Origin of the sequence: Candidatus Marinarcus aquaticus (genome assembly GCF_004116335.1) — a bacterium.
Taxonomy (GTDB): Bacteria; Campylobacterota; Campylobacteria; order Campylobacterales; family Arcobacteraceae; genus Marinarcus; species Marinarcus aquaticus.
Genome location: NZ_PDKN01000003.1, coordinates 324366 through 339584 on the forward strand (window position 1 = coordinate 324366; position 15219 = coordinate 339584).

Genomic DNA, 15219 nt, shown 5'->3' on the forward strand with positions numbered 1-15219 from the left:
TTGATAAGGATAATATCAAGAAAATAAAAATCTAAGGAGTTGATGATGTTACTGACACGATTTGATCCTTTTAAACAGATGAAAGAATTTGAAAAAAATTTTTATCCTTACCGAATGGATGATGGGGTAAGTGGTTTTGTCCCTATTGTTAATACCAGAGAAGGAGAGTTTGCTTATCACATTGACGTAGATCTTCCTGGAGTTAAAAAAGATGACATTAAAGTGGACATTCACAAAGATATTTTAACCATTTCGGGTGAACGAAAAACAAAAGAAGAAATTAAAGAGGAGGACTACTATAAGGTGGAAACCTCATTTGGAAAATTCTCACGAAGCTTCAATCTGCCAGAAAATGCAGATGTTGAAAATATTGAAGCTTCAAGCCAAGATGGCGTTTTAGAGATTGTTATTCCAAAACTCTCTGAAGAAAAACACAAAAAGATAGTAAAAATCAAATAAGAGGAGTATATGGCTTCTCTTAGGTTAGGAGAAGAGTTATATGCAAAGAATAAAAGAGAACAGAAACGATTATTACATCTTAATGACGATATATACGGTTATGATTTTAAGTACATTTATTTTTGTAAATCACTAAGTAGGAGGTATGAAGAAAGAAGCAATTCTGATACTCATATAAAAAACTTAAGCACCTATTTTTTGAGCAAGGAGGCATTTGCCTCCTTTTTTTATGCCGGAACTAAAGTAAAATGTGTGATTTCACTGCTTGCGCCTAAACGCATGGGAGGGCCCCAAAAACCTGTTCCTTTATTGACATAGATTTGAGTATGTTCATTGTGCTGATGCAAGCCTTTGATATAAGGTTGCGCTAAACGCACTAAAAGATTAAAAGGGATGAGTTGTCCTCCATGAGTGTGTCCACTGAGTACTAAATCCACACTGTTCGGAACCTCTTTTATAAATTTTGGCTGATGGGCTAACAGAATGGTTGGTGCATTAGGATTGCTCTCTTGAAGCGCCGCTTCAATATTGGGTTCATACTGTTCCATGCGGTAACCAAAAAGGTCATGAACTCCTGCAAGGTTAAATCCTTTGTCATCTTGACCAATATAGACCGTTTCGTTTTCTAATACGTAAATACCAATGGACTTAAGATACTCTATGAGCACATCAACTTTATGAAAATACTCGTGATTGCCCGTGACGAAATAGGTACCATAAGTGCTTTGAATGTTTTTAAGTTCATCCACAGCTTTTTGAGCAAAACGAATATCCGTATCAATTAAATCCCCTGTGATAACGACCACTTCAGCGTTGAGTGCATTGATTCTTTGCACCAAAGAAGCAATAAAATCTTGGTCAATCAGTCCTCCTATATGGACATCACTGATTTGAACCAAGTTATATGATTGCGGTAAATTCTTAATTTTAACAGTGACATTTTCTTGTTCAATGTGTTTGGCGTTGTACATTGCTTTGGCATTGATGCTTCCTGCAAGAGCAACTGAAGAAAAATCCAGAGATTTTTTAAGAAAAGTTCGACGTTTTTCATTGGGAATCCCTTTTTCAATGATAAAAGAAAAGATATCATAAATAACTGTTGTGCTAAATAACAGAAAAATGACCCCTATGGGAATACTCAATAAAAAATAAACACTGTTTGGAATAATCGGATAATATCTGAAAACCATATAACCAAAAACCCCCAATAAATTGAGGATTAAAAAAGCGTTAAAATAGTTTTTATAACGCTGCTTAAAATGCAGCTTTTTAACCAATCGTTTAGAGATGTAAAGTGTAATTATTATAAAAACTGATATAAAAATTGTTGCGAATAGTAAAAAATTCATACAAAATTATATAATAATAAAATAATGTATAAATAAAATTTTAGCTAAAGATTGGAAAAGTTATAATTGCGCTATGACTTGATAGGAGAGCGCATGAAATCATTAACCATTTCAAAGAAATTTACATTTTTGTCTTTAACTGTGACATTTGTATCCTTACTTATAGGATACTTACTGTTAAACAATTATAAGCAAAACTTGATTGAGCAAGAGTATGCTTCAATCGTTCATGAGTTACAAGATATGACTCACGATAGAATGAATGCAAAGTTGGACGTAGGGATTTCAAATGCTATATCAATAGCCAATGATCACTATATTAAAGAGGCTTTGGCTACCAATAACAGAGAGTTGGCCATTGCGGCATTGTCTAATCTTTCTGCCAATATGAAAGCCAACACGCCTTTTAAAAATATCAAAGTACACATTCACACTAAAAACAACCACTCTTTTTTAAGAAGTTGGGTGCCTGAAAAATTTGGGGATGATTTAAGTTCATTTAGAAAAAGTGTGGTCAAGGTCAATGCTTCCCAAGGGGTTGTAAATACATTAGAAGTAGGAAAAGCTGGGCTTAGTATCCGTTCTGTGGTACCTGTATTTTCTGAAAATAATGAACATGTCGGTTCATTAGAGTTTATGCAAGGAATCAATTCGGTTGCAAAATTGTTTGACCAAAACCAAGAAGGCTTTCTTCTTTTAATGGATGCCTCATTGGCTGTTGCTAAAATTGATGAAGCCAATAAACTAAAAGAGTATGTGATTTCTCAAAAATTTGTGAACAAAGCTTTTTTAAATGATGCCAAAACGATTGACTTTAAAGAGCTTAAAGCCAATAAAATTCTAAATACACAAGCCTATACGTATACGTATGTGGACATCAAAGATTTTGAAGGCAACGTCATAGGAATGGCATTGGTGGGTGAACCCTATGATGTCGTACACAATGCTATTAATACGGCCACAAAACTGATTGTGATTTCATTGATGATTTTAGCTGGAGCATTGATTGTTACCTTAGTGGCTTCACTGTTTGTGATGAAGAAGTTCATTATTGGACCTATCAATGATTTAAAAGAGGCGATTGACAGTGTGAAAGAGAGTCGAACCAAATCATCGTATATTGAAGTGCAAAACAATGATGAAATAGGAGATGTGGTTAAAAGCTTTAATGAGTATTTAGGCAGTATTAAAGCGGGTATGGAAAAAGATAAAACCGTGATTGATGAAGCTCGTGTGGTGATTGAAAAAGTCAATTCGGGATTATTTAATGATCAGATTAAACAAGAGGCCAACTCTAAAGAAGTAGCAATGCTCATTGGTGTGATTAATGACATGATTGTAAAAACTAAAAACAATCTATTAACGCTTTCTCAAACATTGGTGGAACTCTCTCATGCAAAATATGATCTTAACATTCCTAGAATTGAAGGCATGACGGGTCTGATTGCTTCACTGTTTAATGGTATTCGAGTTACACAAGCAACCATGTCTGAAGTGATGGCTCTTATTGACAGCTCAAACACCAAGTTAGAAAGCAGTTCAAAAGAGCTTTCGGATGCTTCAAAACGATTAAGTGAATCATCTAACTTACAAGCGGTCTCTTTAGAAGAGACTGCAGCAGCCATTGAAGAGATTGCTTCCACGATTAAACAAAGCAGCGATAATGCACAAAAAATGACCAATCATGCACAAAGTGTCACGAAAGCCAACGAAGTGGGGCGAAATTTAGCCAATCAAACGGTAACCGCGATGGATGAACTCAGTGATGAAGTCAACTCTATTTTAGAAGCGATTACAGTGATTGACCAAATTGCCTTCCAAACCAATATTTTATCACTCAATGCTGCGGTGGAAGCAGCCACTGCAGGAGAAGCAGGAAAAGGCTTCGCCGTGGTTGCACAAGAGGTTCGAAATCTTGCATCACGAAGTGCGGAAGCTGCTAAAGAGATTAAAGAGATTGTTGAGAGTGCAACCATTAAAGCCAACAGCTCTAAAGAGGTCACGGATAAGATGCTTCAAGGATACAATGCCTTAGATGATAACATCAATCAAACCATCGGTCTTATTGAAGAGGTTGCCAATGCAGCCAAAGAGCAACAAACCGCCATCTCTCAAATCAATGATACTGTGAACTCACTGGATAAAGCAACCCAAGAGAATGCCTCCTTGGCTGCAACCATCAGCACAATGGCAGAAAACACGCAAAACCTTGTAGAGCAACTTCGAGAAGCCGTAAGCAATACCACTTTCAGTGAAGCTTCGAAAAAACGTATTTGTGAACCCGATATGATTTTCAGACTCAATAAACTCAAATCAGATCATATTGTTTTTAAAGATAACAACTTTTGTAATTGTGGAGTGGGAAAAAATTTCACCGTTAAAAATCATCATGAGTGTGATTTGGGTAAATGGATTGATGAAAATAAAGAGCGGCCATTTGCACAAACACAAGAGTGGAAAGAGCTTTTAATAGTGCATGAAGATGTTCACAGTAAAGTTCAAAAAACAGTTGACTTGTATGCACAAGGTGCAAGCAATGAAGAGATATTTACCTATACTAAAGATGTGGAAGATTCAGCCTTTAAAGTATTTAATCTTTTAGACAGACTTCGAGAGATGAACTGTTCAACACAAGAAGTCGAGAAGTAGTATTATTTAATACTGCTTCTTATGGCTTCAATGAGCTCTTGCACTTCCTCTTTGGTTTGAGAGTAGTGTATTGAGACCCTCACCCATCCTGGACGATCTTTTAAATCTATTTGATCTTTTAATCCCAATAAATCATGACCATATGGACCTGCACAAGAGCATCCAGCACGTGTTTGCATCCCTTTTTGTGAAAGCAGTTCACATATCTCATAAGGGTCTTGTCGGGCAATATTAAATGAAACAATACCAATGTTTTTAGCCAGTTTATTGCCATAAATCACAATATTTGGAATCGTTTTTAACCCTTCAAGTAGTTGTGTTAACAGCGCTTGTTTTCGCTTTAAAATAAAATCAAATCCAATCTCATTTCGCAGTTGATACGCCAATGCCGCTCGAATGAGTTGTAAAATACCCGGCGTTCCTGCAGTTTCCCTTGCAGAGATGTCTTCTTCATAGATTTGAGAAGATTGACTCACATATTTTACCGTACCACCCCCAGAGAAACTTGGCGCAAGTGAGGTGTCTACAAGCGATTTTTTAATCACCAAAACTCCACAACTTCCTGGACCTCCTAAGAGTTTATGAGGGGAGATAAACATGGCATCAAAATAGTTGCAATCCACGTTCATATAAGATGAGCTTGCAGCTGCATCCAAACAAACCGTTGCGTTGTATTTTCGAAGTAACGTTGAAATCTCTTTGTAACACGTGATGATGCCCGTTACATTTGAAGCGACACAAAAAGTGGCGATGATTTCACGGTGTTGATTCTTTTGTAACACCTCTTCAAGCTGGATTAAATCCATCAGCCCATCTTCATTGAGTTTGATACGTTGCACTTCACACATCGCTTCACGATAACTCACCTCATTTGAGTGGTGTTCAAAAGGACCTACAATGACTAAAGGCAGTTTTGAAGTATCAATGTCCATGTTCAAACGTTGAAGTGTCGCAGGAGGGATATACAATCCTAAAAGTTCTTGAAATTTTTTAATCGCAGCAGTTGAACCACATCCCGTAGGGATGATGGCAAATTCGTCATTGAGCTCAAGTGAGTTTTTCAGACTCTCAATGGCCATGTTGTAGTGTTGGTGAGTGATGTTGGCCATAGAGGCCTCTTTTGAGTGAGTGTTTGCATAGGTTTTTAACACATTATAGACTCTGTTTTCAATCGGTCTAAAACCCAACCCTGATGCTGTGTAATCAAAGTATTGTGTTTTATGGTCCCCTATTGTATTGTATTTAATATAGTCCAGTTTATTCGTATTGTGTGAAAAAAACGGTGCAAACAGATTATTACTCATTGACTTGTGCTAATACATACTCTCCAAAATTTGTGAAGTCGCTTTTGATATAAGTTGCAATCAATTTCTCAACCTCTTCACATGCTTGAGATGATGCAAATTTTATTCCCGTTTTAACTCCAAAGTGGCTTTGCTCCCCTTTTAAGTCTCCACCTAAAAGAAGTTCAAACCCTGTAACGGTCTCTCCATCTACTTTCAGTTTACATCCTATAAGCCCAATATCCACGATATGCGGGTGTGCGCACGAGTTTGGACAACCATTCACACTGATGGATACAGGTTCATCAAAATCAGGGAATGTTTTCTCTAAATGGTCACTGAGCTCTTTTGCTAACCCTTTGGTTTCACTGATGGCAAACTTACAGAAATTCAATCCTGTACATGCCAATGTCCGAGCTTTAAATGGAGATGGATTATACACCATTCCAGCTTTACTTAACTCTTCAGCTAAGGTTTGTGCTTGTTCTGTTGGCGCATCTTGTACAATAAAGTTTTGTGTTGTCGTAGCTTTGATGCTGGTTGCTCCATACGATTTTAAAATATCGTGAAGTTTAAATAAGCCATCTGCCCCAATGTGTCCTGAATCAATAGCCACACCAATAAAGCTTTTGCTTTTTTGTGTGCTTTCATGAATACCAAAGTGCTCACGCTGTTTATATGGCGTGAAGTTTTGAACTTTTTGCTCTTTAAGTGTAAAGTTGATGTTCTCTTGAAGTACTTCTAAGAACTTCTCTTTGCCCCACTCTGCAAGTACGTGTCCAAGACGTGCTTTTCTTCGGTTATCTCTGAAACCATACTCTTTATAGAGTTTTGTGACCGCTTTGACCATTGGTAAAACTTGTGATGGTGTTACATAACCAATGTGTTGCGCCACTTGTTTATTTGAAGCCAAACCACCACCAACGTGTACATCAAACAAGATTTTTGTATCAGACACTTTGGTTGCAGTGAAACTCAAATCTTGAATCTCATGTGAAATACAGTGTTTGTTACATCCACTGATGGCCACTTTATACTTTCTTGGTAAGTTAGAGAGATTTTTGTTTCCATCAAAATAGGCATTTACTTTTTCAACCAATGGTCGTACATCCATGATTTGGTCATGGTCAATCCCATTGACTGCACACGTTACCACGTTTCTTGGAACGTCTCCCGCAGCAAATACGGTACTTAAGCCCACATCATTGAGTTGTTTAAATATTGCTGGCAGGTCACGTACCGTGATGTAGTGAAACTGTACATCTTGTCGCGTGGTAAAATCAGCCGTACCTCGTGCAAACTCTTTAGAGATATTCGCCACTGCTTGGATTTGCTCTAAGTTCATCTCTCCATTTGGCAGTTTAACACGAAGCATGAAGTATAATGTTTCATCATCTTCAGCTTGTAAATTTCTGTTTTGAGTATACAGACCATACCACTTGAAACGGTCGATATCTTCAGGGTTGATTGCTTCACCTAAGACGGCATATACATAGATATCTTCTAATACCTTTAAGCCGTCTTTTTCTTTTTTAATTCGCTCTACTCTTTGAGCTGCTGTCTCTTTTGCCATAATAATCTGCCTTAAATCTCTTTACAACCCCATTCTGGGAAGTTATTTCTGATATACGCATTCAGTTCAATCTCTGCTTTCGTATACTCTCTTATTTTCGTCTCTTCATCTGCACCATTGCTTGCGATTGAATCCACAATCATACCTGCCCCTACGGTGGTATTATTGTATCGATCAATGATAATGAAACTACCTGTGTGTCGGTTTTCATGGTATGGATCCACTGCAATTTGTCTGTCTAAAGAGAGAGTACATTTTGCAATGTCATTTAACTCTAACTTATCCGTTGCAATCTCTTTAAACGTATTGATGTCTTTTTTGAACTCAATGGATTTAAATGAACCGTTAATTACTGATGTTGCTCTTTTGATGATGTAATTACCGTTTAACTCTAATGGTGCTTCGTTCATCCATACGACCATCACTTCTAATTTGTTTGATACTTTTGGAATAGAGTTTGATTTTACAATCATATCTCCACGTGAAATATCAATTTCATCTTTAAGTGTAATCGTTGTTGCCATTGGAGCAAATGCAGTCTCAATGGTTTCGACCGTTTCATCTTTTCCAATGGGTCGTAAATCTTTTACATCATTGGATACTATAGATTTTACCACAGAAGTTTTACGTGAAGGTAAAACAGTGATTTCATCACCCACAGAGATTTTGCCGCTGGCAATTGTACCAGAGAAACCTCGGAAGTTTAAGTGCGGTCGGTTGACGTACTGCACTGGCAATCTGAAGTCGTCGTTCTCATCATGGTGAATCTCAACCGTGTCTAAGAGTTGCATTAATGGAAGACCCTCATACCAACTACATTTTGGTGAATTTGAGATGATGTTGTCTCCATCAAGTGCTGAGATTGGGATATAGCTAAAGTTGATGTCCTCATTGTGTGGCAAGTTTGGAATCACTTGTTCATAATCTTTTTTAATCTCTTCAAATCGCTCTTGGCTAAACTCCACTAAGTCCATTTTGTTAATCGCAACAATCAGGTTTTTTATCCCTAACAGACTCGCAATATAGGAGTGTCGTTTTGTTTGAGTCAATACCCCTTGTCGCGCATCTATAAGAATAATCGCTAAGTCTGCTGTACTTGCACCTGTGGCCATGTTTCTTGTGTACTGCTCATGCCCTGGAGTGTCTGCAATGATAAACTTTCGTTTATCAGTTGAGAAGAATCGGTAGGCTACATCAATTGTAATACCTTGTTCTCTCTCACTTGCTAAACCATCCACTAACAGTGCTAAGTCAATCTTATCACCCGTAGTACCTGACTTTTTCGAGTCTTTCTCAATTGACGCCAATTGGTCTTCAAAAATCATCTTTGAATCGTAAAGCAGTCGTCCAATAAGGGTACTTTTCCCATCATCCACTGAACCACACGTGATAAATCGTAAGATCTCTTTGTTTTCGTGTTCTTTTAAATATGCTTCTATATTAGTAGCAATCAAATCTGACTGGTGTGCCATTAAAAATACCCCTCTTGTTTCTTTTTCTCCATTGATGCTTCACCATCACTGTCAATCAATCGTCCTTGTCGCTCACTTGTGGTACATACCAACATCTCTTGAATAATCTCAGGCAATGTGGTTGCTTCAGAGTTTACTGCACCAGTGAGTGGATAACATCCCAGTGTTCTGAACCGTACTTTCTCTTTTTTTGCTGTTTTTCTTAAATCTTCTGGCATTCTCTCATCATCGACCATGATTTTAGTCCCCATGTACTCCACCACTTCTCTCTCTTTTGAGAAATACAGATCAGGAATCGGAATGGCTTCTAAATAGATGTATTGCCAAATATCAAGCTCTGTCCAGTTTGATAAAGGGAAAACTCGAATTGATTCCCCTTTTTTATGTCGCCCGTTATAGATGTTCCAAAGCTCTGGTCGTTGGTTTTTTGGGTCCCATCGGTGGTTTTCATCTCTGAATGAGTAGATTCTCTCTTTGGCTCGAGACTTCTCTTCATCTCTTCGTGCCCCACCAAACACAGCATCAAACTTCTGCATATCCAGCATGTTTTTAAGCCCTTCCGTTTTCATGATGTCTGTATGAACAGCACTTCCATGAGTAAAGGGTGAAATGTCCATTTCAAGACCTTTAGGGTTTGAGTAAACAATCAACTCCATTCCTACTTCTTTGGCTCGTCTGTCTCTGAACTCAATCATCTCTTTAAACTTCCATTTGGTATCTACGTGTACCAATGGAAGAGGAGGAGGTGCTGGATAAAACGCTTTTTGTAAAATATGCAACATCACTGAGCTGTCTTTCCCCACTGAGTAAAGCATTGCTGGGTTTTGAAACTCTGCAATCACTTCTCTCATGATGTGCATTGACTCTGCTTCCAGTTGTTTTAAATGGGTAAGTCGTTCATTACTTATCATAAAATTTCTCCAATTTCTTTATTTAGCGTGTAACCCACACTCTTTATGTTCAGGGTTTTCCCACCACCATCGTCCGCTTCGTATATCTTCACCTTCTTTAACTGCTCGCGTACAGGGTGCACATCCAATACTTGGATACCCTTGGTCGTGCAGTTTGTTATAAGGAACGTTGTTTGCTTTGATGAACGCCCAAACATCCTCTTCACTCCATTTTAATAAAGCGTTGAGTTTAATCACTTGGTTATCTTCATCGTACTCTACAAGTTTCATTGCTTCTCGTGTTATACTTTGAGAAGCTCTTAATCCTGTAATCCAAACATCCAATCCTTTTAACGCCCGTTTTAGTGGTTCGATTTTTCGAACATAACAACAGGCTTTGCGGTTATCGATACTCTCATAAAAGCCATTGATACCTTGTTTTTTATATAAAGCTTCGACCTCTTGTGCATTTGGAAAATAGACATCCACTTTGATGTCATATTTTAAATTGGTGTAGTCCATCACACTGTACGTTTCATAAGGAAGCCGTCCTGTGTCAAGGGTAAAAATCGTAGCCTCTTTGTCGATGCTTAACATCATATGTGTAAGAGCTTGATCTTCAGCACCAAAGCTGCTTGAAAGTGCAATTTTCCCTTTATACTCTTTTAAAAAGTACTCTAGAACCTCTTGAGGTTGTGCATTTTCAAACTGGGCATTTAACTCTTCTAATCTTTTCTGCATTCTTCTATTTTCCTAAATCTGATAATCTGGAGCTTCTGTTTTTCCTAAAGGAATTCTGTTCCATGCTCTTTCATGAAAGTAATATAAAACCATCTTCGTAATCACTTCAATGGAACCAATGGATGCGGCCATAGTAAGATTTCCCGTAATAAAATAGGAAATAATAATCGTATCCAGTGTCCCTAAAGTTCTCCAAGAAATCGTCTTAACCACTGAGCGATAAGCTTTTTCTTGCATCTGTGTCCTTTAATCTGTTATAAGGGTATGACTTATTCGTCATATAACCCCGCGCTTAAGTATCGCTCACCTGTATCACAAAGGATAGTAACGATTGTTTTACCTTTGTTCTCTGGTTTAGCTGCAATTTGACCTGCAATAAATGCGTTTGCACCTGCAGAGATACCTACTAAAATCCCCTCTTCTTTTGCCAATGCTCTTGAAGTTGCAATGGCATCTTCATTTGATACTTGAATCACTTCATCGTATACTTTGGTGTTTAATACATCTGGAACAAACCCTGCACCAATCCCTTGGATTTTGTGAGGACCTGGTTTTCCACCGCTTAATACTGGTGATGCTGTAGGCTCAACTGCAATCACTTGGATATTTGGGTTGTGCTCTTTTAATACTTCACCAATCCCCGTGATGGATCCACCTGTACCAATTGCAGCTACTAAGATATCTACTTTCCTATCGGTATCAGAAAGAATCTCTTGTGCCGTTGTTTTTCTGTGAATTGCTGGGTTCGCAGCATTTGCGAATTGTTGTGGTACAAACGAGTTATCAATGGTTTTGCTTAACTCATCTGCTTTATCCACAGCCCCTTTCATTCCTTTTTCTGGTTCTGTTAAAACAAGTTCAGCTCCGAGTGCTTGAAGCAGTTTTCGTCTCTCTAAACTCATTGAACTTGGCATTGTAAGTATGAGTTTTATCCCCTTAGCTGCACACACAGATGCTAAAGCAATCCCTGTGTTACCACTGGTTGGCTCAATTACTGTTGTATCTTCGCTGATTAATCCTGCTTTTAACGCTTCGTTGATCATGTTGTACCCAATTCTGTCTTTTACTGAATGAGTTGGGTTCATAAATTCACATTTTCCTAAAACCAATGCACCTGTTGAACTTGCTTTTTGTAACTTTACTAAAGGCGTGTTCCCAATTAAACCTGTTAAATCTTCTGCGAATTTCATGTTATTCTCCTAATATTAATTTAAATACTGTAATGTAAGTACTCGTTGTACTTTGTTTCGTATGCTTCTAAATCTTTTAAAGAGAGATTAAAAATCTTCTCAACTTTCTGTTTTGTCTCATCGATAAAGATGTTCAAAACAGGGTTACTGCTTTTGGTGTCGGCAATTTTAATATCATCTTCGAGTGCGATTAAAATGTCTTTGACCAAAATCTCTTCAGCATCTTTTGCCAACATATACCCACCCCGTGAACCTCGAATACTCTTAACCAACTTCGCTCTTCGAAGTTTACTTAAGAGTTGTTCCAAGTAGTTTTGAGGGATATCTGCGTTTGAAGATATCTCTCTGATTTGCATGGGTTCATCTGTTTTGTTTTGATACAACTCTTGCATGGCACTCAGACCATACATCCCTTTTGACGAAATTAACGGCATAATTGTTCCTTATGCGAAGGCTTGCTCTAAATCAGCAATTAAATCTTGTGTATCTTCAAGTCCAATACTCAATCTCACTGTTGCTGGGTTGATACCCGCTTTACTCAACTTTTCTTGAGGAATTTGTGAGTGAGTGGTACTTGCTGGGTGTGTAATGAGTGATTTAGAATCCCCAATGTTTACAACAACAGAGAAGAGTTTCACTGAATCAATGATACTTTTCGCTGCTTCGTAAGACTCTGCTTCAAACGACACAAGCCCTGAAGCTTTTCCATCTTTGAAGTATTTTTGCGCTTTAGCATACTCACTGCTGTTTGTTAATCCTGGATAGTTCACTGATTTTACTTTAGGGTGTGCCTCTAAATATTTTGCAATCACTAAAGTGTTGTCAGAGACTTTCTCCATTCTCAGTGCCAAGGTCTCTAAACCTTGTAGCAGTAACCAAGAGTTAAATGGTGACTGAGCTGCACCAATATCTCGTAAAAGAGCCAGTCTGATTCTTAAACAAAAGCATGGAAGTGGTAGGTCTGTATAGACCAATCCATGGTATGATTCATCTGGTGTATTGAAATGGTAATATCGTTTTGAATCTTTAAAGAAATCATTCAAACCATCTCTTTCCACAACAATTCCACCAATCGCTGTTCCTTGACCGTTTGTGTATTTACTTGTAGAGTGTACAACAATATCTACACCCCATTGAATTGGGTTAAAGAGTGATGCTGTTGCAACGGTGTTATCACACACCGTAATTACTCCATGTTTTTGTGCAATTTCAACCACTTTTTCCACATCAGTGATGGCAATTTGTGGGTTAGAGAGTGACTCAAAGAAAATCGCTTTTGTATTTTCGTCAATCAACTCTTCTAAGTCAGAAGCATCGGCACTTTTAAACACTTTAGCTGTAATTCCAAATCGTTTAATGGTATGGGCTAAAAGTGTTACCGCACCTCCATACAGTTTGTCAGAGATAATAATGTTATCTCCTGCCTCAGCTACATTTGCAATCGCATAAAAAATTGCAGATTGTCCTGAAGCCACACAAATCGCTGCTGCTCCACCTTCAAGCTCGGCAAATCTCTTTTCTAAAACCTCATTGGTTGGGTTGGTCAATCGTGAATAGATTGGTCCCAACTCTTTTAATGCAAATAGGTTTGCTGCGTGCTCTGCATCTCTGAAAGCATACGCAGTCGTTTGAGCGATTGGAACACTCATTGTCCCCCAACCCTCTTTGTTGTCATATCCTCCGTGAACTGCAATCGTCTCTTTTTGCATCCTGTTTCCTTTTTTTATGAATTATGTTAATATGATGAAATTGTATACTATTTTTTTACTAATGTCAAGTAAATTAATAGTGATTAATCTAATCATGTTTAAAATAGGGTAGTTTAAGATACCATACTAAATTAGTATGAATTAAAACTGAGGTGATGGTTTGATTGACTCAAAACTTCCATAAATTCAATATTCTAAGAGGATTTATAAAAATGGATAAGATAAGTTTTTATAATGATATTCCACGTCTGACAGAGAATGAAATTTTTTTTAAAATTTTATCCAATGAGAAAGTGCGTATTGAAAAAATCGTCTCAAATGGACAAAAATCGGCAGAAAACTTCTGGTATGACCAGAGTGAAAATGAGTTTGTCATGGTTTTAAAAGGGCACGCTTTTTTAGAGTTTGAAGATGAAGTCATGGAGTTAAACCCTGGCGATGCGGTGAATATCCCTGCGCGCAAAAAACATCGAGTAAAGTACACCAGTACGGCTGAACCTACGGTGTGGCTAGCTGTCTTTTATTGAAGTGAATTAACGACTTCCTTACTCAAAGAGTGTTATAATCCTTTTATCAGACAAAAAGGCACTACTTGAAAATTGCAATCATAGGAGCAGGTGCAGCAGGTTTGACTGCGGCTATTACTGCTAAACAACTCAATGCTTCTTTAGACATCACACTGTTTGACAGCAATATAAGCTTAGGTAAAAAGATACTTGCAAGTGGAAATGGACGGTGCAATATCTCAAATATCCATAATGGATGTGACTACTATATGGGTGAAGATGTGAACTTTGCTTCATATGCTTTGGAGCAGTTTCACTTTAAAGCCTTTAAAACCTTTTGTGCCTCTTTAGGATTGGTATTGGACATTAAAAGTGATGGCAAAGTTTATCCCCTTTCTAATGAAGCAAAATCGGTGGTCAATCTCTTTGAAAGTAAAATCAACGCTTTAAATATCACCACTCAATACGACACGGTGATTACTTCAATACATAAAAAAGATGAGAAGTTTGTCATTAAAAGTGAAAATGAAAGCTTCACTTTTTTTGATAAAGTGCTTATTGCTTCTGGTTTACAAGCAGCTCCGCAACTTCGTTCCAGTGAAGATGGATTGAGTTTTGCACAAAGTTTTGGACACACTATTAATCCCACTTACCCGAGTTTGGTAGGGCTTCATGTGGATTCAAACTATCATCATAAACTGCAAGGGGTGAAAAAAGAGGTGGGTGTGAGTCTGCTCATCAACGGGCAAAAAGAGCAAACACTCACAGGTGATGTGCTGTTCACCAAATATGGGGTTTCGGGCTTTGCCATTTTAGATGTTTCACAATGGGCGTCATACTATCTGAGCTTGTATCAAGCTGTGGATATAGAGATCAATTTCTTTCCAATACTCAATAAAAACGAACTGCTTTCAAAACTGCAAACCGTATTGAGTGCACAAACACAAGAACATGCCAGTGTCGTTTTAGGTGGATTGTTGCCCAATAAACTGGGGGCAGTCTTACTTGAAGTGTGTGGGTTTGATAAAGATATCAAAGCAGGGGAGATTAATGCCAAACAGATGCGTACACTGGTGAACCAACTGCAACACTGGAAGTTAGAAATCACAGGAACTCAAGGGTATAAACACGCTGAAGTGAGTGGTGGCGGTGTGAGAGTGGCTGAAGTGGATGCGAAGAGGTATGAGAGTAAGAAGGTGAGTGGACTTTACTTTGCGGGGGAGGTGCTGGATATAACAGGAAAGCGTGGGGGATATAATCTGCATTTTGCATGGGCGAGTGGGTATTTAGCTGGACTTAGTCTAGCAAAGGGGAAATAGTTCTTTTGCTAAATTTCGGCGTTATCGTCAAAATTCAGAGAGTCATTTACTGTAAGTAAACTCCTCCCTAAATTTCTCC

Annotated in this window: 14 protein-coding genes; 4 read left to right on the forward strand and 10 right to left on the reverse strand. The window is 38.0% G+C overall.

Translation table 11 applies throughout. From position 1 onward, the window contains the following. The first annotated feature begins 45 nt into the window (after positions 1–45). Entirely contained in the window at positions 46–459 is a 414-nt protein-coding gene (locus CRV04_RS06540) for an Hsp20/alpha crystallin family protein (RefSeq protein WP_128996022.1), read from the forward strand. Positions 460–686: 227 nt separating this feature from the next. Here the strand turns inward: CRV04_RS06540 and CRV04_RS06545 are convergent, their stop codons facing one another. After that, a complete protein-coding gene (locus tag CRV04_RS06545) occupies positions 687–1808 on the reverse strand; it encodes a metallophosphoesterase (RefSeq protein ID WP_128996023.1) in 1122 nt (373 codons plus the stop codon). Between the two features lie 93 nt (positions 1809–1901). Between CRV04_RS06545 and CRV04_RS06550 the strand changes: the two genes are divergently transcribed. After that, a complete protein-coding gene (locus CRV04_RS06550) occupies positions 1902–4457 on the forward strand; it encodes a methyl-accepting chemotaxis protein (RefSeq protein WP_128996024.1) in 2556 nt (851 codons plus the stop codon). 2 nt (positions 4458–4459) lie between these two features. Here CRV04_RS06550 and CRV04_RS06555 read toward each other — a convergent pair whose 3' ends face one another. Genes CRV04_RS06555 through CRV04_RS06595 form a run of 9 tightly spaced genes read right to left on the reverse strand, consistent with a single transcriptional unit; the run spans position 4460 to position 13315 of the window. Next, a complete protein-coding gene (locus tag CRV04_RS06555) occupies positions 4460–5761 on the reverse strand; it encodes an aminotransferase class V-fold PLP-dependent enzyme (RefSeq protein ID WP_128996025.1) in 1302 nt (433 codons plus the stop codon). Next, complete coding sequence (locus CRV04_RS06560) at positions 5754–7313, reverse strand: nitrite/sulfite reductase (protein WP_128996026.1); 1560 nt, start codon at positions 7311–7313, stop codon at positions 5754–5756. The genes CRV04_RS06555 and CRV04_RS06560 overlap by 8 nt, the downstream gene beginning before the upstream one ends. An 11-nt stretch (positions 7314–7324) precedes the next feature. Continuing rightward, the gene (gene cysN / locus CRV04_RS06565; RefSeq protein ID WP_128996027.1) at positions 7325–8785 is read right to left on the reverse strand and encodes a sulfate adenylyltransferase subunit CysN; all 1461 of its coding nucleotides are present in this window, start codon (positions 8783–8785) and stop codon (positions 7325–7327) included. Beyond that, entirely contained in the window at positions 8785–9696 is a 912-nt protein-coding gene (gene cysD / locus CRV04_RS06570) for a sulfate adenylyltransferase subunit CysD (RefSeq protein ID WP_128996028.1), read from the reverse strand. The genes cysN and cysD overlap by 1 nt, the downstream gene beginning before the upstream one ends. 18 nt (positions 9697–9714) lie before the next feature. After that, positions 9715–10416 carry a phosphoadenylyl-sulfate reductase gene (locus CRV04_RS06575; RefSeq protein ID WP_128996029.1) on the reverse strand — a complete coding sequence of 234 codons (702 nt, stop codon included), beginning with the start codon at positions 10414–10416 and terminating at the stop codon, positions 9715–9717. Positions 10417–10428: 12 nt separating this feature from the next. Next, positions 10429–10653, reverse strand: coding sequence for a DUF2061 domain-containing protein (locus tag CRV04_RS06580; protein ID WP_128996030.1), 225 nt, complete (start codon positions 10651–10653; stop codon positions 10429–10431). A gap of 32 nt (positions 10654–10685) precedes the next feature. Further along, the gene (gene cysK, locus CRV04_RS06585) at positions 10686–11606 is read right to left on the reverse strand and encodes a cysteine synthase A (protein WP_128996031.1); all 921 of its coding nucleotides are present in this window, start codon (positions 11604–11606) and stop codon (positions 10686–10688) included. A 20-nt stretch (positions 11607–11626) separates the two neighbouring features. Then, positions 11627–12040 (reverse strand): RrF2 family transcriptional regulator, encoded by a 414-nt coding sequence (locus CRV04_RS06590; RefSeq protein ID WP_128996032.1) that lies wholly within the window; start codon positions 12038–12040, stop codon positions 11627–11629. Between the two features lie 9 nt (positions 12041–12049). Next, entirely contained in the window at positions 12050–13315 is a 1266-nt protein-coding gene (locus tag CRV04_RS06595) for an O-acetylhomoserine aminocarboxypropyltransferase/cysteine synthase family protein (RefSeq protein WP_128996033.1), read from the reverse strand. 212 nt (positions 13316–13527) lie between these two features. Here CRV04_RS06595 and CRV04_RS06600 point away from each other — a divergent pair, with 212 nt between their 5' ends. Then, a complete protein-coding gene (locus CRV04_RS06600; RefSeq protein WP_128996034.1) occupies positions 13528–13842 on the forward strand; it encodes a cupin domain-containing protein in 315 nt (104 codons plus the stop codon). Positions 13843–13907: 65 nt separating this feature from the next. Then, complete coding sequence (locus CRV04_RS06605; RefSeq protein WP_128996035.1) at positions 13908–15140, forward strand: BaiN/RdsA family NAD(P)/FAD-dependent oxidoreductase; 1233 nt, start codon at positions 13908–13910, stop codon at positions 15138–15140. Positions 15141–15219 lie beyond the last annotated feature (79 nt).